Consider the following 14,782-nt stretch of genomic DNA (forward strand, 5'->3'; position numbering starts at 1 on the left):
ATCAGCCGCCTTGCGGGGGTTTCTGCCCGGCCGCCGGCGCCTCAGGCACGCTCTGGTCGCTCGTCGGGCTCTTGATCAGCTCGCCGTAGATCTCGACCGCGCCCCAGGCGATAAAGGCCAGCAACAGCCCGGCGACAAGGATTCTCAGCGCATGCCAGCCCCAGTGCCCCTGGCGCGCTTTGTCTTCAGGAACGATCTTGGTCATTATCGGCCTCCATGTTGCGTGGCGGCGGGCGCTTCGGCATGGTCGGGTAACGGGCCCTCTCCGCGAAGGTTCCGAAACCGAAGGCGAGGTTCGGCAATGATCGGGCCGCCGCTCGTCGCAGGGCGTGGCGCACGGGGGATTGGTGGGTAGCAAGGCAGCCAGCTTGCCGGCCGATGTCAGCCGCTTCGTCGAGGATGCGGGCCGGCTTGCCGTGCTCCGCGGCCTCGAGGCCATGGACACGGCCAACGATCCCGACTTCGACCGCATCGGCGGTCTCGCCGCAGCGGTACTCGAAACGCCGGTCGCGCTGGTGACGCTGGTCGACACCGATCGCCAGTGGTTCAAGTCGCGGCTGGGGTTCGACGAGAAGGAGACGCCGACCGGCATCTCCTTCTGCGCTCATGCGATTGCCGCCGGCGACGATCCCATGGTGGTCACCGACGCCACGCTCGATCCGCGCTTTGCCGGCAATCCGCTGGTCACCGGCAGAGAGCATGTCCGTTTCTACGCCGGCGCGCCGATGATCGTTGCCGGCGCCAGGGTCGGCACGCTTTGCGTGCTCGACCGGAAGCCGAGGGCGTTTCCGGCCGACGAGAAGATCGCGCAGTTGAAAACGTTGGCCGAGCTTGCCGCCAGCGTGTTCGTGCTCAAGGATGCCACGCGCAACGGCGCCATCGCCCAGGCGAAGCTGGCACGCGAGGAGACGCGCCGCGCGATCGCGCTCGACGCCGCCTCGCTGGCAAGCTGGGCCTGGGACATCCGCACCGACATGATCGACTGCGACGCGCTTTTGGCGGAGCTTTTCAACCTGCCGCCGTCAAACCGGCTTAAGGCAAAGGATATCCTGCGCGCCATCGATCCCCGCGACGTCTATCAGACCGAGACGCGCTTCCGCGACGCGCTGAGCGGCAGCGACGACTATTTTGGCGAATATCGGGTGAAGGACTTTCATCCCGCCCGCTGGATCGCGACGCGCGGGCGCGTCATCGAGCGCGACAGCGACGGCAGGCCGACGCTTATCTTCGGCGTCAACTACGACATCACCGAGCGCAAGCTCGGCGACGAGCGTCAGCGCCTGCTGCTTCGCGAGCTGAACCATCGCGTCAAGAACACGCTGGCGACGGTGCAGGCCTTGGCGACGCAGACCGTGCGCCATGCCCGCCAGCCGAGCGAGTTTCTCGAAGCCTTCAGCGCCAGGCTGCAAGCGCTTGGCGCCGCCCACAGCCTGCTGTCGGACCGCGAATGGCGCGGCATCGGGATCGCCGAACTGGCAAGGATCGAGGCAAAGGCCTTCGACGGCGGCGGCCGGTCCCGCATAAGGATTTCCGGCCCCGATCTCCTGCTCTCGCCGGATCAAGCCGTTGGGCTAGGCTTGATCCTGCATGAGCTCGCCAGCAACGCGCTGAGATATGGATCGCTCTCGGTTCCGTCCGGAAAAGTCGATCTGGAGTGGAAAACACAGGGTCGAAAGGACGCGAGACGGCTGGTGCTGACCTGGCGCGAGAGCGACGGCCCCGAGGTCGAGCCCCCTGATCGCCATGGCTTCGGCTCCATCCTGATCCGGCGCAGCCTGGCCAAGGTCATCGACAGCGAGGTGACCCACGAATATCGCCCCGGTGGCGTGTTTGCCGAGATAGCGATGCCGATCGAGCCGCTGCTGAAGTGACGAAGCCGGGCAATTCCACGGTTTTCCGTCCGGAATTGCGTAAAGACAAATAGCTGGAGCAGGTCAGCGTTCCTGCCTAACGCCGAACGGCTCTAAGAGACATTGCCGGAATCCGGATCGTCAGGCCCGCGCTTCACATTCTCGCGGTAGATGGCGTAGGCGGCGAGCGCGACCGCGGGCGCGAGAAGCGCGCCCAGGCCGCCCTTGCTCTTCGCAAGCGCCGGAAGCAGCGCGAGCGCCGCGGTGATGCCGACCGCCGTCATGTCGGCCTTTCGCCTTCGCGCGCGCCGCCGCGCCCGCCTGCCAGCGGTCAGCTTGTGGATCACAAGAATGATCGCCGCCAACACCAGGAACCCCACGCCAAAGCCCAGGGAAGTCGCCAGCGGCCCGTAGCGCGCGGCAAGCCAGATATAGGCGGCGCCGACGAGGAAGCCGACGCCGCACAGGACGAAAATACCGGCAAGCCCGTAGAGGATTGCCGTCATGCGCGCTCTTTGCAAAGCGGCCGTCGCCTCGCCGGAAGCGAGGGCCGAAATCAGCGAAGCCAGCGTCCCCATATGTGGGCTAGCGGCGCGAGAGCAGCGCGAACAGGAAGCCTATTCCCGCGGCGATCGCCAGCGATGTCACCGGCTTTTCGCGAACGCTGGCTATCAACTGCGCTTCCAGATCCTGGGCACTTCCGCGCACGCTTTCGAACGCTGCCTCGCCTTGCGCGCGCAACTGCTCGACCCCCTCGGTGGCCGCGCGCCGCGCCGCGCCGTAGCTGTCGTCCCTGGTCTTGGCCAATTGCCTGGTGAGTTCTTCGATATCGGCCTTCAACTGCCGGATGTCGGCTTCGAGGTCGGAGTTGGAGGGAGCACCTGTTGCGGATCTGCCTGCGGCGGTCGCCATTGCTTAACTCCTTAAGTTCGCTTCGATTTCAACGCCCGGTCGAGGCCGGGGTTCCGTTCCTCGCAGTCCAGATACTTCAGATCAGGGGCCTGCGCTGCATCTCGCCCATCAGGCTACCTTGCAGGCCGATGAAGATCGCCCGGCATGGAATAGTTGAGGATTTGCCGCCGCCCGTCGGACAGCAGCTTGTAGCGGAATGCCCGGCCTGAAAGCACGGTGTAGAGATGCGCGCTGTATCGACCAGCACCGTCGCGCCCTTGTCGACGGCAAGCTCTCCTTTCTTGAAGCTGCTGACGAACGACAACTCTTGGCTTTCGAACTCGCGAAAGGCCAGCAACGGCCGCAGCGGGCAATTCTCGCAAGGATATTGGTCTCGCAAGGATATTGGCGGCTGGGAACGGAAGGTGCGCTTTGGCCGGACATTTCGACCCCTCTTCGAAATCCCTGCCCCGATCGGGCGAATGGAAACGCTCCACGCGGACCGAGGTTCCGCCGATCACGGCAATGCATCACCCGGTCATGTCTTTTTTAAATGACAGAGACCCAAATACCGCGCATGACTGCGGGCCTTGTAGGAGTCGCCGACACGTGCCCCCATTGCTGAACGGATTGCGTATCCTGGTCGTAGAGGACGAATTCCTGATCGCGATGGATGTCGAACAGCTATGCCGGGACCATGGTGCCGCCCATGTCGCCATCGCCCGCGGATTGACCGAGATCGACGAGCAGGACCTGCCGTCCCGCTTCGACGCGGCCGTCGTCGACCTGATGCTGGACGGCGTTTCGACCCTTGATTTTGCCGGACGACTGCGCAGCACAGGCGTTCCGTTCGTCTTTGCCACCGGCTATTCGGACTCGGATGACCTCAGGGACTCTTTTCCCGAGATACGGCTGATCGGCAAACCCTTTTCGGGCGATGACCTTGTCGCGGCCCTGGCTGCCGCCTGCGGGCGCGCGGCCGCCGCCTGAACGGGTCATTCGCCACAAGGAACGATATTAGAGACGGGGTGATCTCAGGCCGCGTTCGAACCGGTCACCTGCGCCGAGATCGCATCGGGGCCGTATTCGTCCTCGCCGGAAATCTTGAGGATATCCTGCAGCCGGGCGCGCGCCCGGCTGACCCGGCTCTTGATGGTGCCGACCGCGCAGCCGCAGATCTCCGCCGCCTCTTCGTACGAGAAACCGGACGCGCCGATCAGGATGATGGCTTCGCGCTGATCCTCCGGCAACTGCTCCAGCGCGCCGCGAAAATCCTTGAGGTCGAGCTGGCCATGCTGGGCCGGGTGGACGGCAAGCCTGGCGGTCATGATGCCGTCGCTGTCCTGCACCTCGCGGCCGCGCTTGCGCATCTGCGAATAGAATTCGTTGCGCAGGATGGTGAACAGCCAGGCCTTGAGGTTGGTGCCCGGCTGGAAGCTCTCATGCTTGTCCCACGCCTTGACCAGGGTTTCCTGGACGAGGTCGTCCGCCTTGTCCGCATTCTGCGTCAGCGATACCGCAAAGGCGCGCAGGCTCGGGATCGCGCCGAGCAGCTCGGTCTTGAAGCTCTGGGAGACCGCCGCCATGCCTCAGTCCTTTTTCTCGGCGGGTTCGGCCTTTTCCAGCTGGCTGAGCAACTGAGCGAATCGATCCGGCACCTGATCGGAGACCAGCTCGTCGTAATATTGTTTGAGTTTGCGGGCGATTTCGGAGTTCGGTCCGAGCGGATTACCACCCCCATTCCGGTGCCTGCTCATGGCGCCAGTCGTTGAATTCTTTGACATTTCTTTCATATTTGCCCTAATTCCCAGCACCCGAACCGCTCAAGAACCACAGACCACAACGCAAGCGGCACCTTGTCTGGTTGCCCATCCCGAAAATCCGAAACGCCCGCTTCCTAATTTAGTTCCACAGCAAGCGGAACTTTTTCACAAAGCCGACGTTGGTTTGCCGGGGTTTGCGATCCGTTTGGCCCAATGAAATGCAACAACGTCATCTGAGGGAGACGTCAAATATGAGCCTATCCGCAACCATCGCTCCTCACCTGCCGTTCCTTCGCCGTTTCTCCCGCGCCGTCTCGGGATCGCAGGAAAGCGGTGACGCGTTGGTCGCCGCGTTGCTGGAAGCCATCATCGCCGACACCGAAGTCTTCCCCAAGGCATCGAGCGACCGGATCGCGCTGTACAAGGTCTTTGCCAGACTCTTCACCTCGATTGCCATCCGCGTGCCGCAAGAACATGCGCAGACCGCCTGGGAGCAGCGGGCGGCCGCCAATCTGAACGCGATCGCGCCGCGGCCGCGGCAGGCCTTCCTGCTGGTCGCCGTGGAGGGTTTCAGCGAGGACGAGGCGGCGGAAATCCTCGATGCCGACGAGCAGGAGTTCTCCGAATTGCTTGCCCAGGCAAGCAGCGAGATTTCCCGCCAGGTCGCGACCGACGTGCTGATCATCGAGGACGAGCCGCTGATCGCCATGGACATCGAGGAGATGGTCGAAAGCCTCGGCCATCGCGTGGTCGGCACCGCGCGCACGCATGCCGAGGCGGTGGCCATTTTCGGCAAGACGCGTCCGAAAATGGTCCTGGCCGACATCCAGCTCGCCGACGGCAGCTCGGGGATCGAGGCGGTGAACGAGATCTTGTCCTCGACGCCGGTGCCGGTGATCTTCATCACCGCTTTCCCCGAACGCCTGTTGACCGGCGAGCGTCCCGAACCGGCGTTTCTGGTGACCAAACCGTTCAATCCCGACATGGTCAAGGCCCTGATCAGCCAGGCGCTTTTCTTCGATCGCCAGGCCAAAGCCGCAGCCTGACCTCATCCATACCGACAATCGAGATCTCATGCGAGGGTTCCGCCTCGCATGAGGCTGGGCGGTGCCTGATCGGTAACTGCTTACAGGGGGTCGTCTTTTTCCGCAAATGGTGGAACAAACGGTATCCAGCCACGTTTTTCAGGTCATCAGAAGGAGATGTATCATGCTGTACTGGGCGCTCGTTTTTCTTGTGGTCGCGATTATCGCCGGCGCGCTTGGGTTCGGCGGCATTGCCGGCACATCGGCTGGCATCGCACAGATATTGTTCTTCATCTTCCTTGCCTTCCTGGTGATTTCGCTCATCGCCGGCCTTTTCAGACGGGCTTGACGCGTGAAACGCCGAACACTGGAAGCCGCACCCCTCAAACGGTTTCCAGCTACCGCCGGGCGGTGTCCCCAAAGGGCATCGTCCGGCGGACCGCTTTTGGGGCTGCGCGCAGCCTCGGCATGTCAAAGCCGGGGCTGCGACCTGTCTTAAGCGTTCAAGCCTGGATGCGGGAAGTTTCGGATGCGTTCCAAGGCCTCACAGAAGGACGATACGCAAAGACGCAGCGACGAAGTGATCGCGATGCATCCGGCAGAGAACGGGATGCAGCTAGGGCGCGCGTTGCTCCATGCGCTTCACAATGCTGGAATTTCGGTCCTCTATCAGGATCGTGAAATGAAAACCGTCTGGGCCCGCAACATGCGCCCCCCGTGGGCGTCCGAGACGGCCGACGGCAAGGATCTGCTCTCCCCCGCACAGGCCGCGCGCATAAGCGCAGCCAAACGCAAGGTGATTGAAACCGGTAACGCGGAGCGCCTCGAGCTCGGCATACCCGACAGTGACGGCGTGCGCTGGTTCCATATCTGGATCGATGCCGATCGCAGCGGCTCCGGCGAAGTTCAGGGCGTCGTCACCACCATGGTCGAGACGACGGAGCAGAAACGCCGCGAGCAGACGCTGAAGACGTTACTGCGGGAGGTCAGCCATCGTTCGAAGAACCTTCTGGCCATCATCCAGAGCATCGCCACCCAGACCGGGCGCTACTCGGAGACGCTTGGCGATTTCCTGACGCGCTTTCGCGGCCGCATCCAGTCGCTCGCCTCGTCTCAGGATCTGGTGACATCCTCCAACTGGCGGGGAGCAGCGCTTCGGGAACTCATATCCGGCCAGGTCGGCCGCTATAGCGCCGATCCGGGTCGCAGCTTGCGTTTGGATGGCGAGAACCCTTACCTCAACCCGAACGCCGCCCTGCATATCGGGCTGGCCATGCATGAGCTGGCCGTCAATTCGGTAAGCTACGGCGCCCTGTCCCGGCCCGGCGGTCGGGTCAAGGTAAGCGCCAGGATCGCGGCCGGCAGCGAGACTTCGTCCGGCCTTTTGCTGATCTGGACGGAAAAGATCGGCGCAGGCCAGCGCAACGAAAAACGCTTTGGCAGCGTCGCACTCGAACGCGTCGTGCCGACGTCGCTGAATGGCTCGGCCACACTCGATATCGACGAGGATCATCTCGAATATCGCCTCACGATTCCGCGCGGCAATTTCGAGATGGAGTGAACCGCCGCGTCGCCGCCGGCATTCGCCGCCAAGGCTCTTAACCGGCTGTTCACCATAAAGTCCGATTCTGCTCCCGGCTAAAAAGCAACTCCAGCAAAAGCGCGCAGCGGATTTCGTCTGGAGTTGCGTAAAAACAAGTACTTGGAGCGGATCGGCGACCCCATCAAACGCTGAACCGCTCGGGTGCGCCGAAACCCAACCGCGCCTAGTCACACGATTTGGCACGCGATTTGGGAGGAATGAATGATGGTTGCCGACATGAACAGGTTGGAGCAGGCCGCCCGCGTCTCGATGAGCGGCTTCCAGGACGTCGAGGCACCGCCCTTGCCCCATTCCTCCCATCTGTCGCTTCGCCTCGGCGCCGTCGCGCTCCTTGCTGCCCTGGTGCTGGCGGCTGCGTGGCAGTTGACCTGATCCGACGGGGTTCCCATTCGAGCGACCACCAAGGGCTCGCGGCATCGCGGCCAGGAACTTTTGAGTGGCGAGAATCGTTCTTTGCGGCGGGAGGATTCACCCGTGGAACACATCGCCGCTTTGCTCCTCGTCATCGGCTGCTCGGACACCATGACCGATTGCCGCGAGTTGTCGGTGCCGGTCGGCGTCTTCGAGACCTTCGAGGCTTGCATCGCCGAACGGCCCTTTGCGCTGGGCGACCTGCGGGGCCGGACGCCGCATATCATGGGGGAGTGCCTTGCCGTCGATCCGGCGCTCGAGGACGACTACGATCAGATCCTCTGGACCGTGCGTCCCGACGGCACGCTCGTCGCGTCGCTGGCGGTCTCCGGCACGCTTGTCGCGTCAAACGGCGCGCGCCCCGAAAAAGACTATCTTCAGCAACAATAAGATCAGGCAAGCAAAGCCCGTTTTTTCGTGCTAAATGGCGGCTGGCACTGCCCAAAAGTGAGGACAAAAGTGAGGAGCAATTTTATGCGGAAGATGATCATTGCCATGGTTGCCGTGGTCGCTGTCAGCGGCTGCACCACGACCGAGCAGGATGTGGTCGGCGGCGGCCTGATCGGCGCCGGCGTGGGCGGCTTGGTCGGCGGCGGCAAGGGCGCGCTGATAGGCGCGGCTGTCGGCGCAGGGTCCGGCCTGCTGGTCCGCAACCTGCGCAACGGTTATTGCCAGTATCGCGACCATCGCGGCCGGATCTACACCGCCCGCTGCAACTAATCCCGCGCTAGCGGAAATGTCGATGTGGAGGCCGGCCCTGCCGGCCTCCATTTTTTGTGCTTGAACGGACAGCCTTGGCTAGAGAGGCCTGGGCCTGCTCACTCTGACAGCGGAAGTCTTATTTCCACTTTCAGTCCGTTGGCCTGAAAATCGCGCTTGATCGTGCCGCGCAGTTCGCGCGTGACATTGAGATCGATCAGCTTGGTGCCGAAGCCGGTCTTTGCCGGAGCCTCCAGTTTCTTTTGCCCCGCCTCGCGCCAGTTGAGCACCAGCGTCCTTTCCCGCCCACGCCTTTCGACCCTCCAATCCACTTTCAACGCCGATTGTCCCTTAAGCGAATTGGCCGAGTTGCCGGCCTCGCCATATTTCAGCGCATTGGTGGCAAGCTCGTGGAAGGTCAGGCCGAGCGCCTGTGTCGTCGTCTCGTCAAGCAGCACCTCTGGCCCCGACAATATGCCTTCGGGAAGCTCCTTGCCGAACACCTGACCGAGTTCGGTGCGCAGGAGGTCGCCGAGGTCCGCCTTCTGCCAGCGCGAACGTGTCAGCATGTCCTGCGACGCGGCCATCGCCTGCAGCCGTGCCGAAAAGGATGCGGAGAACTCCTTCACGTCGGTGGCCTGGGAGGCAGTCTGCCGCGCGATCGCCAGCACCCTTGTGATCGAATTCTTGATGCGGTGCTTCATCTCCTGCAGGATCAGATCCTTTTCCAGCAGGCTCTTCTCCGTCGCCTCATGCAGCAGCGACTTCGCCTCATAGGCGCGCTCCTGATAGCGGGCCACCAGAGCGATCGCCCCGGCCAGCAGCAGGCCGAACAGCCCGAGCATCACCGGAATGGCGCGCGAGGAAGGCAACGAAAAAGCGCTCGTCGGCCGAAACAGGATAGTCCAGGGCCGGCCGGCCACGACGACATCCCGGCGCGCCACAAGCCTTCCTCCGAGCGATTCGGCCGGCGGCGCCTCTGACCGGAACAGGAGATTGTCGGCTCCCGGCTTGCCGTCATAAATCTCGACATTGACCGGCAGCAGCGGAGCCTTGCTGAGCGCCACCTGGAACAAATCGCGCGCGCGGAAGGCGGCGTAGAGGAAGCCGGCGGTCGAGGAACGGCTGGCGTTGATGACGTCCGGCGCCGTTTCCACGTTCAACCGCACGAAGACCAGGAAACCGGGGAAGGTTTGCTCCTGCCCTTGTCCCTGGCCAAGTTGAACGAGCCCGCTCGCATGCTGCTGGTCGTCGGCCATGGCCTTCTCGATCGCCACGCGCCGTACCGGCTCGCTGAACATGTCGTAGCCGATGATCGACTGACTGGACGTATCGAGCGGCTCGAACAGCACGATGGGCGTGCGCCACTGCTGTCCGGTGTTGGCCGGATAGACCGGGTGGGCCGAACCATAGTCGTGCAGGATATCGCGTTCGACCGCAGGCTCGTCGCCGGTCTTGGCCAACCTCAGGAAGCCGATGCCGCGCAGGCCGGCGAAATTATCGTCGATGTCGAGCGCGGTGAAGAAGGCTTTGAACTCGCCGCGCGTGATGTCGCCGTTGCGCGCATCGAACAGCGCCTGCGTCGAGCGCAGCAGCGACAGATGCAGGTCGATGCGGCTCTCGATTCGATTGAGCGCGTCGTCGGCCGTTCCCTCGAACTTGATGCGAGCCGCCTCCTGGGTCGCGAAATAGGCGAACCCCGCCATTGTCAGGCTGATCAGCGCGACGGCGATGAAAGCGACGATCGGAAAGAGTTTTTTCAACGAAGGGTGCGGCCCGTGATCATTGACCACCTTTATGGGCAAGTCTCCGCGCCAACACAATGGCGAGGTCAAACCATCACGGCCGCTGGCACATCAACGATTCGTAAATTAGCCAGCTAATTTACGGCCTTACGCCGCTATTTTCAGCGCTCCGGGACCCGGAATGGCGCCCGGCGGGCACTTGCCCAAGATGATCATCCCAAGCACTTCGTCCTGGGTCACATCGCCGGTGCGCGCCGTGCCGACGACCTGGCCGTTCTTCATCACGCAGACCCTGTCGGCAAGCTCGAACACGTCATGGATGTCGTGGCTGATCAGGAAGATGCCGATGCCGTCGGCCTTGAGTTGCCGCACCAGCTCGCCGACCTGGGCCGTCTCCTGCGGACCGAGCGCTGCCGTCGGCTCGTCCATGATCAGGATGCGGGCGTTGAACAGGATCGCGCGGGCGATCGCCACCGACTGCCTCTGTCCGCCGGACAGCTTGATCACCGGCTCCTTGAAGCGTTGGAAGCGCGGATTGAGCCGGCCCATCACCTTGCGCGCCTCGGCCTCCATGGCGACGTCGTCGAGCGTGCCCCAGGCGGTCCTCAACTCGCGGCCGAGGAAGAGGTTGGCGGCGGCGTCGACATTGTCGGCAAGCGCCAGCGTCTGGTAGATCGTCTCGATGCCGTATTTCTTGGCGTCGCGCGGGTTGGAGATCGGTGCTTCCTCGCCGTTGACGAAGATCTGCCCCGCATCGCGCTTGTAGGCGCCGGACAGGATCTTGATCAGCGTCGACTTGCCCGCGCCGTTGTGGCCGAGCAGCCCCACCACCTCGCCGGGGAAGAGATCGATGGAGGCGTCGTCGACGGCGCGGATGCCGCCGAAGGCGATCGAGATGTTGCGCATGTCGACCAGCGGGGCGTCGGTGGGAGCGTTCTTCTCGGCCATGGGTATCTTCCCTCCGTCAAACCCGCTTGCGGTAGATGGTGTCGAGCCAGACCGCGATGACCAGCACGGCGCCGACGACGATGCTTTGCAGCGGCGAGTCGACGCCGAGCAGCACCATGCCGGACTGCAGCGACTGCATTAAAAGCGCGCCAAGCATGGCGCCGAGCACGGTTCCCGAGCCGCCGGCAAGCGAGGTGCCGCCGATCACCGCCGCGGCGATGACCAGGAGCTCGTCCAGCGTGCCCAGCGCATTGGTCGATGAATTCTGCCGCGCCGACGAGATCGCCGCGGCGATCGTCGCCAGCACGCCCATGATCATGAACACCTTCATGGTGATCCAGCGCGTGTTGATGCCGGCAAGGTTCGCCGCCTCCGGATTGCCGCCGATGGCGAACACATAGCGGCCGAAGCGTGTGCGCTTGGTGATGAAGGTCATGATGAGGCCGACCGCGACCGCCATCAGCACTGGAATGGCGATGCCGTGGGCGATAAACAGCCCGCCCTCGGGGACGGTGATGTTGTTGGCGGCGGCGTAGCGGTTCACGATGCCGACCGGCCAGGGATAGGAATTGGCCAGCCATACCGCGCCCATGATGACCGCGCAGGTGACCGCGCCGAGCAGCGTCTCGGCCCAGATCGGCCGCAGCGGGAAACGGAAGCGCTTGCGCTGCACCCGGCCGTTGAACAGCGCAAACACCACGGCAAGGCAGGCGACGACGCCGACGATCCAGCTCCACCTGGCGCCGATCGAGCCTGCCGGTCCGCCGCCCATGAGCTGGAAAGTGGCGTCGAGCGGTGCCACCGTCTGGCCGCTGGTGACCCACCAGGCGGCGCCGCGCCACACCAACAGTCCACCCAGCGTCACGATGAAGGCCGGCACTTCGAGATAGGCGATGACGAAGCCCTGAAAGGCGCCGATGAGCAACCCGAGCGCGAGCCCGATGGCCAGCGCCAGCACCCAGATCCACGGATTGCCGAGCTCGAGCCCGACCATCCGCACCAGGAAATGCACCTGGGCGAAGCCCATGACCATGCCGATCAGCCCCTCGGCCGAGCCGACGGAGAGGTCGATGTTGCGCATGACGATGACCAGCACCATGCCGGAGGCCATGATCGCCACGGCCGAGGTCTGCACCGACAGGTTCCACAGATTGCGCGGTGTAAGGAACGTGCGGCTGTCGAAATCGAGCGGATTGACGCCGAGCCGCAGGCTCGAAATGACATGCAGGCCGATCCAGATGATCAGCAGCGCGCCGACCATGCCGAGCATGCGGGTGTCGAGTTCGGTCGCCTTGAGGAAACGGCCGACGGCGCTGAGTTCGGAAGCACGCGCGCGATCCGCGGCCGGGTTGGCCGGCGTATCAGAGGTCGTATCGGTCATGATATCCTCCCACCGGCTGCCGTCTGGCGCGGATGCCGGACCACGATGCTATTTGCTTTCCCGGCTTTGTTGAAGCGGGAAGCCCTTGGACGAGCGCCGCGGGGGCCGGCGCTCGTTTTTGGACCGCTGTCGGCCGGATTAGTTGCAGACCGCGACTGCGCCCGCGGCAACGCCCGCGCAGACTTCGTCCTTCTTGATCCAGCCGGCGTCGATGACGACGTTGAGATTGTCCTTGGTGATCGCGACCGGGGTCAGGAACAGCGACTTGACGGTGTTGCCGCCGGGCGTCGTGAAGTCCTTGGCGCCGGCGATGTCGGCCATCTTCTTGCCGTCGGCGAGCTGCGAGGCGATCTCGGCGGCGTTCTTGCCGAGCTCGCGCGCATCCTTCCACACCGACACCGTCTGCGTGCCGAGCGCGATGCGGTTGAGCGCGGCATGGTCGCCGTCCTGGCCCGACACCGGAACGGTGCCGGCCAGGCCTTGCGCCGTCAGCGCCGCGACGACGCCGCCGGCGGTGCCGTCATTGGCCGCCACGACGGCATCGACCTTGTTGTCGTTGGCGGTCAGGAACTGCTCCATATTCTTCTGCGCGTTGGCAGGCAGCCAGCCATCCGTATAGGCCTCGCCGACATTCTTGACCTTGCCGCTGTCGATGGCTTCCTTCAGCACTTCCATCGAGCCCGCGAACAGGAAATCCGCATTCGGATCGGCGCCCGAGCCCTTGATGAAGACGTAGTTGCCTTCCGGCTTGACCTTGAACACCTCGCGGGCCTGCATGCGGCCGACTTCCTTGTTGTCGAAGGTCAGATAGAAGACGTCCTTGTTCTCGATCAGGCGGTCGTAGCCGACGACCGGAATACCCTCGTCCAGCGCCTTCTGCACCGCCGGCCCGATCGCCGAGGCGTCCTGCGCCAGGATGATCAGCGCGTTGGCGCCCTGCGAGATCAGGCTCTCGACGTCGGTCAGCTGCTTGCCCGGATTGGACTGCGCGTCGGCGGAGATATACTTGTCGCCTGCGGCTTCGATTGCCTTCTTCATCGCCGCTTCGTCGGTCTTCCAGCGCTCTTCCTGGAAATTCGACCACGAAACGCCGATTACCTTGTCCTTTGCCTCTGCGACCGACGCCAGTGTCAACGACATGGCGACACCCGCCAGTATGGCGGCTGCGAATCTCTTCATGATTTCCTCCCTGCGCCCTTGCGGCGCGACCCAGACTGGCCCGAAGGCCGGCACAGAGGCTTTTTTTCGAGCCTCGAAAAAATACTGATCCAACGCGGAAGCGCTGTCAACTGCGATTCTGATGGTTTTTGAGGTGCCGCGAACTTTATTTCGAGGCTCGCAATAAATAATGACAGTCTCGGCCGCTTCTGCCACTATTCTGCAACGGCTCCGGAGGGAAGCGCAGAACCGCTTTCCATCGGAACGGAATGAAGCGAATCCAGGGCGGTTCGGTAGCTATATCCGGAACTGAACCGATCTGGCGCGTCGCCAACGGCCCATGCATTATCAAAGAGGCCGCGCTGCCCGGAAGGAAGGAAAAATGTCGGTCGGAATCCGCCACGACGACCTGCGCCGGCGCAATCGCGCCATGGTGCTCTCGGCCGTGCGCCGGGCCGGCCAGCCGTCGCGCACGGAAATCGCCGCGACCACCGGGCTCAGCCACTCGACCATTTCGGCGATCTCCGCGGACCTGATCCAGGAAGGCATCCTCGCCGAGAGCAAGCCGAGCGAGACCGTGTCGCTGAAGCGCGGCCGGCCGCAGGTCGGCCTCGCCCTCAATCCCGAGGCGACGGCGGTAGTGACGGTGGTGCTGTCGCTGAATTTCCTCTCCGTCGCCGTCATCGACTATGCCGGCCAGGTCATCGCCGAGGAGCAGCGTCGCCTCGACACGCTGACCATGCCGCGCGACGAGCTGATCGGCGAATGCACGGCGATCGTCCGGCGCCGGCTGGAAGATCCGGACCTCGATGTCGCCAGCGTCGCCCGCCTCGCCATGGGCATCCAGGGCATCACCGATTCCCATGCTCGCGCCATGCTGTGGTCGCCGATCACGCCGCTGACCGACATTCCCTTCGCCGACATCCTGGAGAAGGAATTCGGCATTCCAGCCACCATGGAGAACGACTGCAACATGATGGCGGTGGCGCTGCAATGGCGCGACCCCGACCGCTATCGCGACAATTTCATCGCCATCCTGCTCTCGCATGGCATCGGCATGGGGCTGGTGCTCAAGGGCGACCTGTTCACCGGCACGCATTCCTCAGGCGGCGAGTTCGGCCACATGATCCACCGTCCGGGCGGCGCGCTCTGCCGCTGCGGACGCCGCGGCTGCGTCGAGGCCTATGCTGGCAACTACGCCATCTGGCGCAGCGCCATGGGGATGAGCGAGGACGCCGAGCCGGTCGATGTCGGCGACGCCGACATGCGCGCGCTCGCCGCCAAGGCGCGCGAGAAAGACGGCCCGGA

18 protein-coding genes and 1 pseudogene are annotated in these 14,782 nt (G+C 63.8%); 9 read left to right on the plus strand and 10 right to left on the minus strand.

Annotated features, from left to right (window positions below; translation table 11 throughout):
* Window position 1: 1 nt before the first annotated feature.
* Window positions 2-205 (minus strand): hypothetical protein, encoded by a 204-nt coding sequence (locus DH10_RS20075; protein WP_192251827.1) that lies wholly within the window; start codon window positions 203-205, stop codon window positions 2-4.
* Between the two features lie 142 nt (window positions 206-347).
* Here DH10_RS20075 and DH10_RS20080 point away from each other — a divergent pair, with 142 nt between their 5' ends.
* Window positions 348-1,871 carry a sensor histidine kinase gene (locus DH10_RS20080; protein WP_192251844.1) on the plus strand — a complete coding sequence of 508 codons (1,524 nt, stop codon included), beginning with the start codon at window positions 348-350 and terminating at the stop codon, window positions 1,869-1,871.
* A 92-nt stretch (window positions 1,872-1,963) separates the two neighbouring features.
* Here the strand turns inward: DH10_RS20080 and DH10_RS20085 are convergent, their stop codons facing one another.
* From DH10_RS20085 to DH10_RS20095, 3 genes and pseudogenes are all read right to left on the minus strand, one after another.
* Window positions 1,964-2,428 (minus strand): phage holin family protein, encoded by a 465-nt coding sequence (locus tag DH10_RS20085; protein WP_192251847.1) that lies wholly within the window; start codon window positions 2,426-2,428, stop codon window positions 1,964-1,966.
* A 7-nt stretch (window positions 2,429-2,435) separates the two neighbouring features.
* The gene (locus tag DH10_RS20090; RefSeq protein WP_192251850.1) at window positions 2,436-2,762 is read right to left on the minus strand and encodes an ElaB/YgaM/YqjD family protein; all 327 of its coding nucleotides are present in this window, start codon (window positions 2,760-2,762) and stop codon (window positions 2,436-2,438) included.
* A gap of 94 nt (window positions 2,763-2,856) precedes the next feature.
* Window positions 2,857-3,147: pseudogene (locus DH10_RS20095) on the minus strand (cyclic nucleotide-binding domain-containing protein); the annotation flags it as partial.
* 26 nt (window positions 3,148-3,173) lie between these two features.
* Between DH10_RS20095 and DH10_RS37945 the strand changes: the two are divergent.
* Complete coding sequence (locus DH10_RS37945) at window positions 3,174-3,731, plus strand: response regulator (protein WP_312891296.1); 558 nt, start codon at window positions 3,174-3,176, stop codon at window positions 3,729-3,731.
* Between the two features lie 44 nt (window positions 3,732-3,775).
* Here the strand turns inward: DH10_RS37945 and DH10_RS20105 are convergent, their stop codons facing one another.
* Both DH10_RS20105 and DH10_RS20110 read right to left on the minus strand, forming a co-directional pair.
* Window positions 3,776-4,327: an RNA polymerase sigma factor gene (locus DH10_RS20105; RefSeq protein WP_040973662.1), complete on the minus strand. Its 552-nt coding sequence runs from the start codon at window positions 4,325-4,327 to the stop codon at window positions 3,776-3,778.
* Window positions 4,328-4,330: 3 nt separating this feature from the next.
* Window positions 4,331-4,534 (minus strand): NepR family anti-sigma factor, encoded by a 204-nt coding sequence (locus DH10_RS20110; RefSeq protein ID WP_192251853.1) that lies wholly within the window; start codon window positions 4,532-4,534, stop codon window positions 4,331-4,333.
* 221 nt (window positions 4,535-4,755) lie between these two features.
* On the opposite strand from DH10_RS20110, the gene DH10_RS20115 reads away from it, so the two are divergent.
* The 6 genes from DH10_RS20115 (at window position 4,756) to DH10_RS20140 (ending at window position 8,263) form a co-directional block, all read left to right on the plus strand.
* Window positions 4,756-5,550: a response regulator gene (locus tag DH10_RS20115; protein WP_192251856.1), complete on the plus strand. Its 795-nt coding sequence runs from the start codon at window positions 4,756-4,758 to the stop codon at window positions 5,548-5,550.
* Window positions 5,551-5,713: 163 nt separating this feature from the next.
* Window positions 5,714-5,878 (plus strand): DUF1328 domain-containing protein, encoded by a 165-nt coding sequence (locus tag DH10_RS20120; RefSeq protein ID WP_018429836.1) that lies wholly within the window; start codon window positions 5,714-5,716, stop codon window positions 5,876-5,878.
* 180 nt (window positions 5,879-6,058) lie between these two features.
* Window positions 6,059-7,090 (plus strand): sensor histidine kinase, encoded by a 1,032-nt coding sequence (locus DH10_RS20125; RefSeq protein WP_192251859.1) that lies wholly within the window; start codon window positions 6,059-6,061, stop codon window positions 7,088-7,090.
* Between the two features lie 243 nt (window positions 7,091-7,333).
* Window positions 7,334-7,504, plus strand: coding sequence for a hypothetical protein (locus tag DH10_RS20130; RefSeq protein WP_192251862.1), 171 nt, complete (start codon window positions 7,334-7,336; stop codon window positions 7,502-7,504).
* Window positions 7,505-7,606: 102 nt separating this feature from the next.
* Window positions 7,607-7,933, plus strand: a complete 327-nt coding sequence (locus tag DH10_RS20135) for a hypothetical protein (protein WP_192251865.1) — start codon at window positions 7,607-7,609, stop codon at window positions 7,931-7,933.
* Window positions 7,934-8,017: 84 nt separating this feature from the next.
* Window positions 8,018-8,263 (plus strand): YMGG-like glycine zipper-containing protein, encoded by a 246-nt coding sequence (locus DH10_RS20140; protein ID WP_027166589.1) that lies wholly within the window; start codon window positions 8,018-8,020, stop codon window positions 8,261-8,263.
* Between the two features lie 98 nt (window positions 8,264-8,361).
* Here the strand turns inward: DH10_RS20140 and DH10_RS20145 are convergent, their stop codons facing one another.
* From DH10_RS20145 to xylF, 4 genes are all read right to left on the minus strand, one after another.
* Complete coding sequence (locus tag DH10_RS20145; protein ID WP_192251868.1) at window positions 8,362-10,005, minus strand: CHASE domain-containing protein; 1,644 nt, start codon at window positions 10,003-10,005, stop codon at window positions 8,362-8,364.
* Between the two features lie 129 nt (window positions 10,006-10,134).
* On the minus strand, window positions 10,135-10,935 hold the full coding sequence (locus DH10_RS20150) for an ATP-binding cassette domain-containing protein (protein WP_192251871.1): 801 nt from the start codon (window positions 10,933-10,935) through the stop codon (window positions 10,135-10,137).
* 16 nt (window positions 10,936-10,951) lie between these two features.
* A complete protein-coding gene (locus tag DH10_RS20155) occupies window positions 10,952-12,316 on the minus strand; it encodes a sugar ABC transporter permease (RefSeq protein ID WP_192385256.1) in 1,365 nt (454 codons plus the stop codon).
* A 138-nt stretch (window positions 12,317-12,454) separates the two neighbouring features.
* Window positions 12,455-13,495: a D-xylose ABC transporter substrate-binding protein gene (gene xylF / locus DH10_RS20160; RefSeq protein WP_192251877.1), complete on the minus strand. Its 1,041-nt coding sequence runs from the start codon at window positions 13,493-13,495 to the stop codon at window positions 12,455-12,457.
* A 361-nt stretch (window positions 13,496-13,856) separates the two neighbouring features.
* Here xylF and DH10_RS20165 point away from each other — a divergent pair.
* The coding region (locus DH10_RS20165) for an ROK family transcriptional regulator (protein ID WP_192385257.1) at window positions 13,857-14,782 on the plus strand (926 nt) is incomplete at its 3' end.

Source organism: Mesorhizobium silamurunense, assembly GCF_014843825.1.
GTDB classification, from domain to species: domain Bacteria; phylum Pseudomonadota; class Alphaproteobacteria; order Rhizobiales; family Rhizobiaceae; genus Mesorhizobium; species Mesorhizobium silamurunense.

Coding starts and splice junctions, on each gene's coding strand:
- DH10_RS20075 (WP_192251827.1), bottom strand. CDS start 205: ATGACCAAGATCGTTCCTGAAGACAAAGCGCGCCAGGGGCACTGGGGC.
- DH10_RS20085 (WP_192251847.1), bottom strand. CDS start 2,428: ATGGGGACGCTGGCTTCGCTGATTTCGGCCCTCGCTTCCGGCGAGGCG.
- DH10_RS20090 (WP_192251850.1), bottom strand. CDS start 2,762: ATGGCGACCGCCGCAGGCAGATCCGCAACAGGTGCTCCCTCCAACTCC.
- DH10_RS20105 (WP_040973662.1), bottom strand. CDS start 4,327: ATGGCGGCGGTCTCCCAGAGCTTCAAGACCGAGCTGCTCGGCGCGATC.
- DH10_RS20110 (WP_192251853.1), bottom strand. CDS start 4,534: ATGAAAGAAATGTCAAAGAATTCAACGACTGGCGCCATGAGCAGGCAC.
- DH10_RS20115 (WP_192251856.1), top strand. CDS start 4,756: ATGAGCCTATCCGCAACCATCGCTCCTCACCTGCCGTTCCTTCGCCGT.
- DH10_RS20120 (WP_018429836.1), top strand. CDS start 5,714: ATGCTGTACTGGGCGCTCGTTTTTCTTGTGGTCGCGATTATCGCCGGC.
- DH10_RS20125 (WP_192251859.1), top strand. CDS start 6,059: ATGCGTTCCAAGGCCTCACAGAAGGACGATACGCAAAGACGCAGCGAC.
- DH10_RS20130 (WP_192251862.1), top strand. CDS start 7,334: ATGATGGTTGCCGACATGAACAGGTTGGAGCAGGCCGCCCGCGTCTCG.
- DH10_RS20140 (WP_027166589.1), top strand. CDS start 8,018: ATGCGGAAGATGATCATTGCCATGGTTGCCGTGGTCGCTGTCAGCGGC.
- DH10_RS20150 (WP_192251871.1), bottom strand. CDS start 10,935: ATGGCCGAGAAGAACGCTCCCACCGACGCCCCGCTGGTCGACATGCGC.
- DH10_RS20155 (WP_192385256.1), bottom strand. CDS start 12,316: ATGACCGATACGACCTCTGATACGCCGGCCAACCCGGCCGCGGATCGC.
- xylF (WP_192251877.1), bottom strand. CDS start 13,495: ATGAAGAGATTCGCAGCCGCCATACTGGCGGGTGTCGCCATGTCGTTG.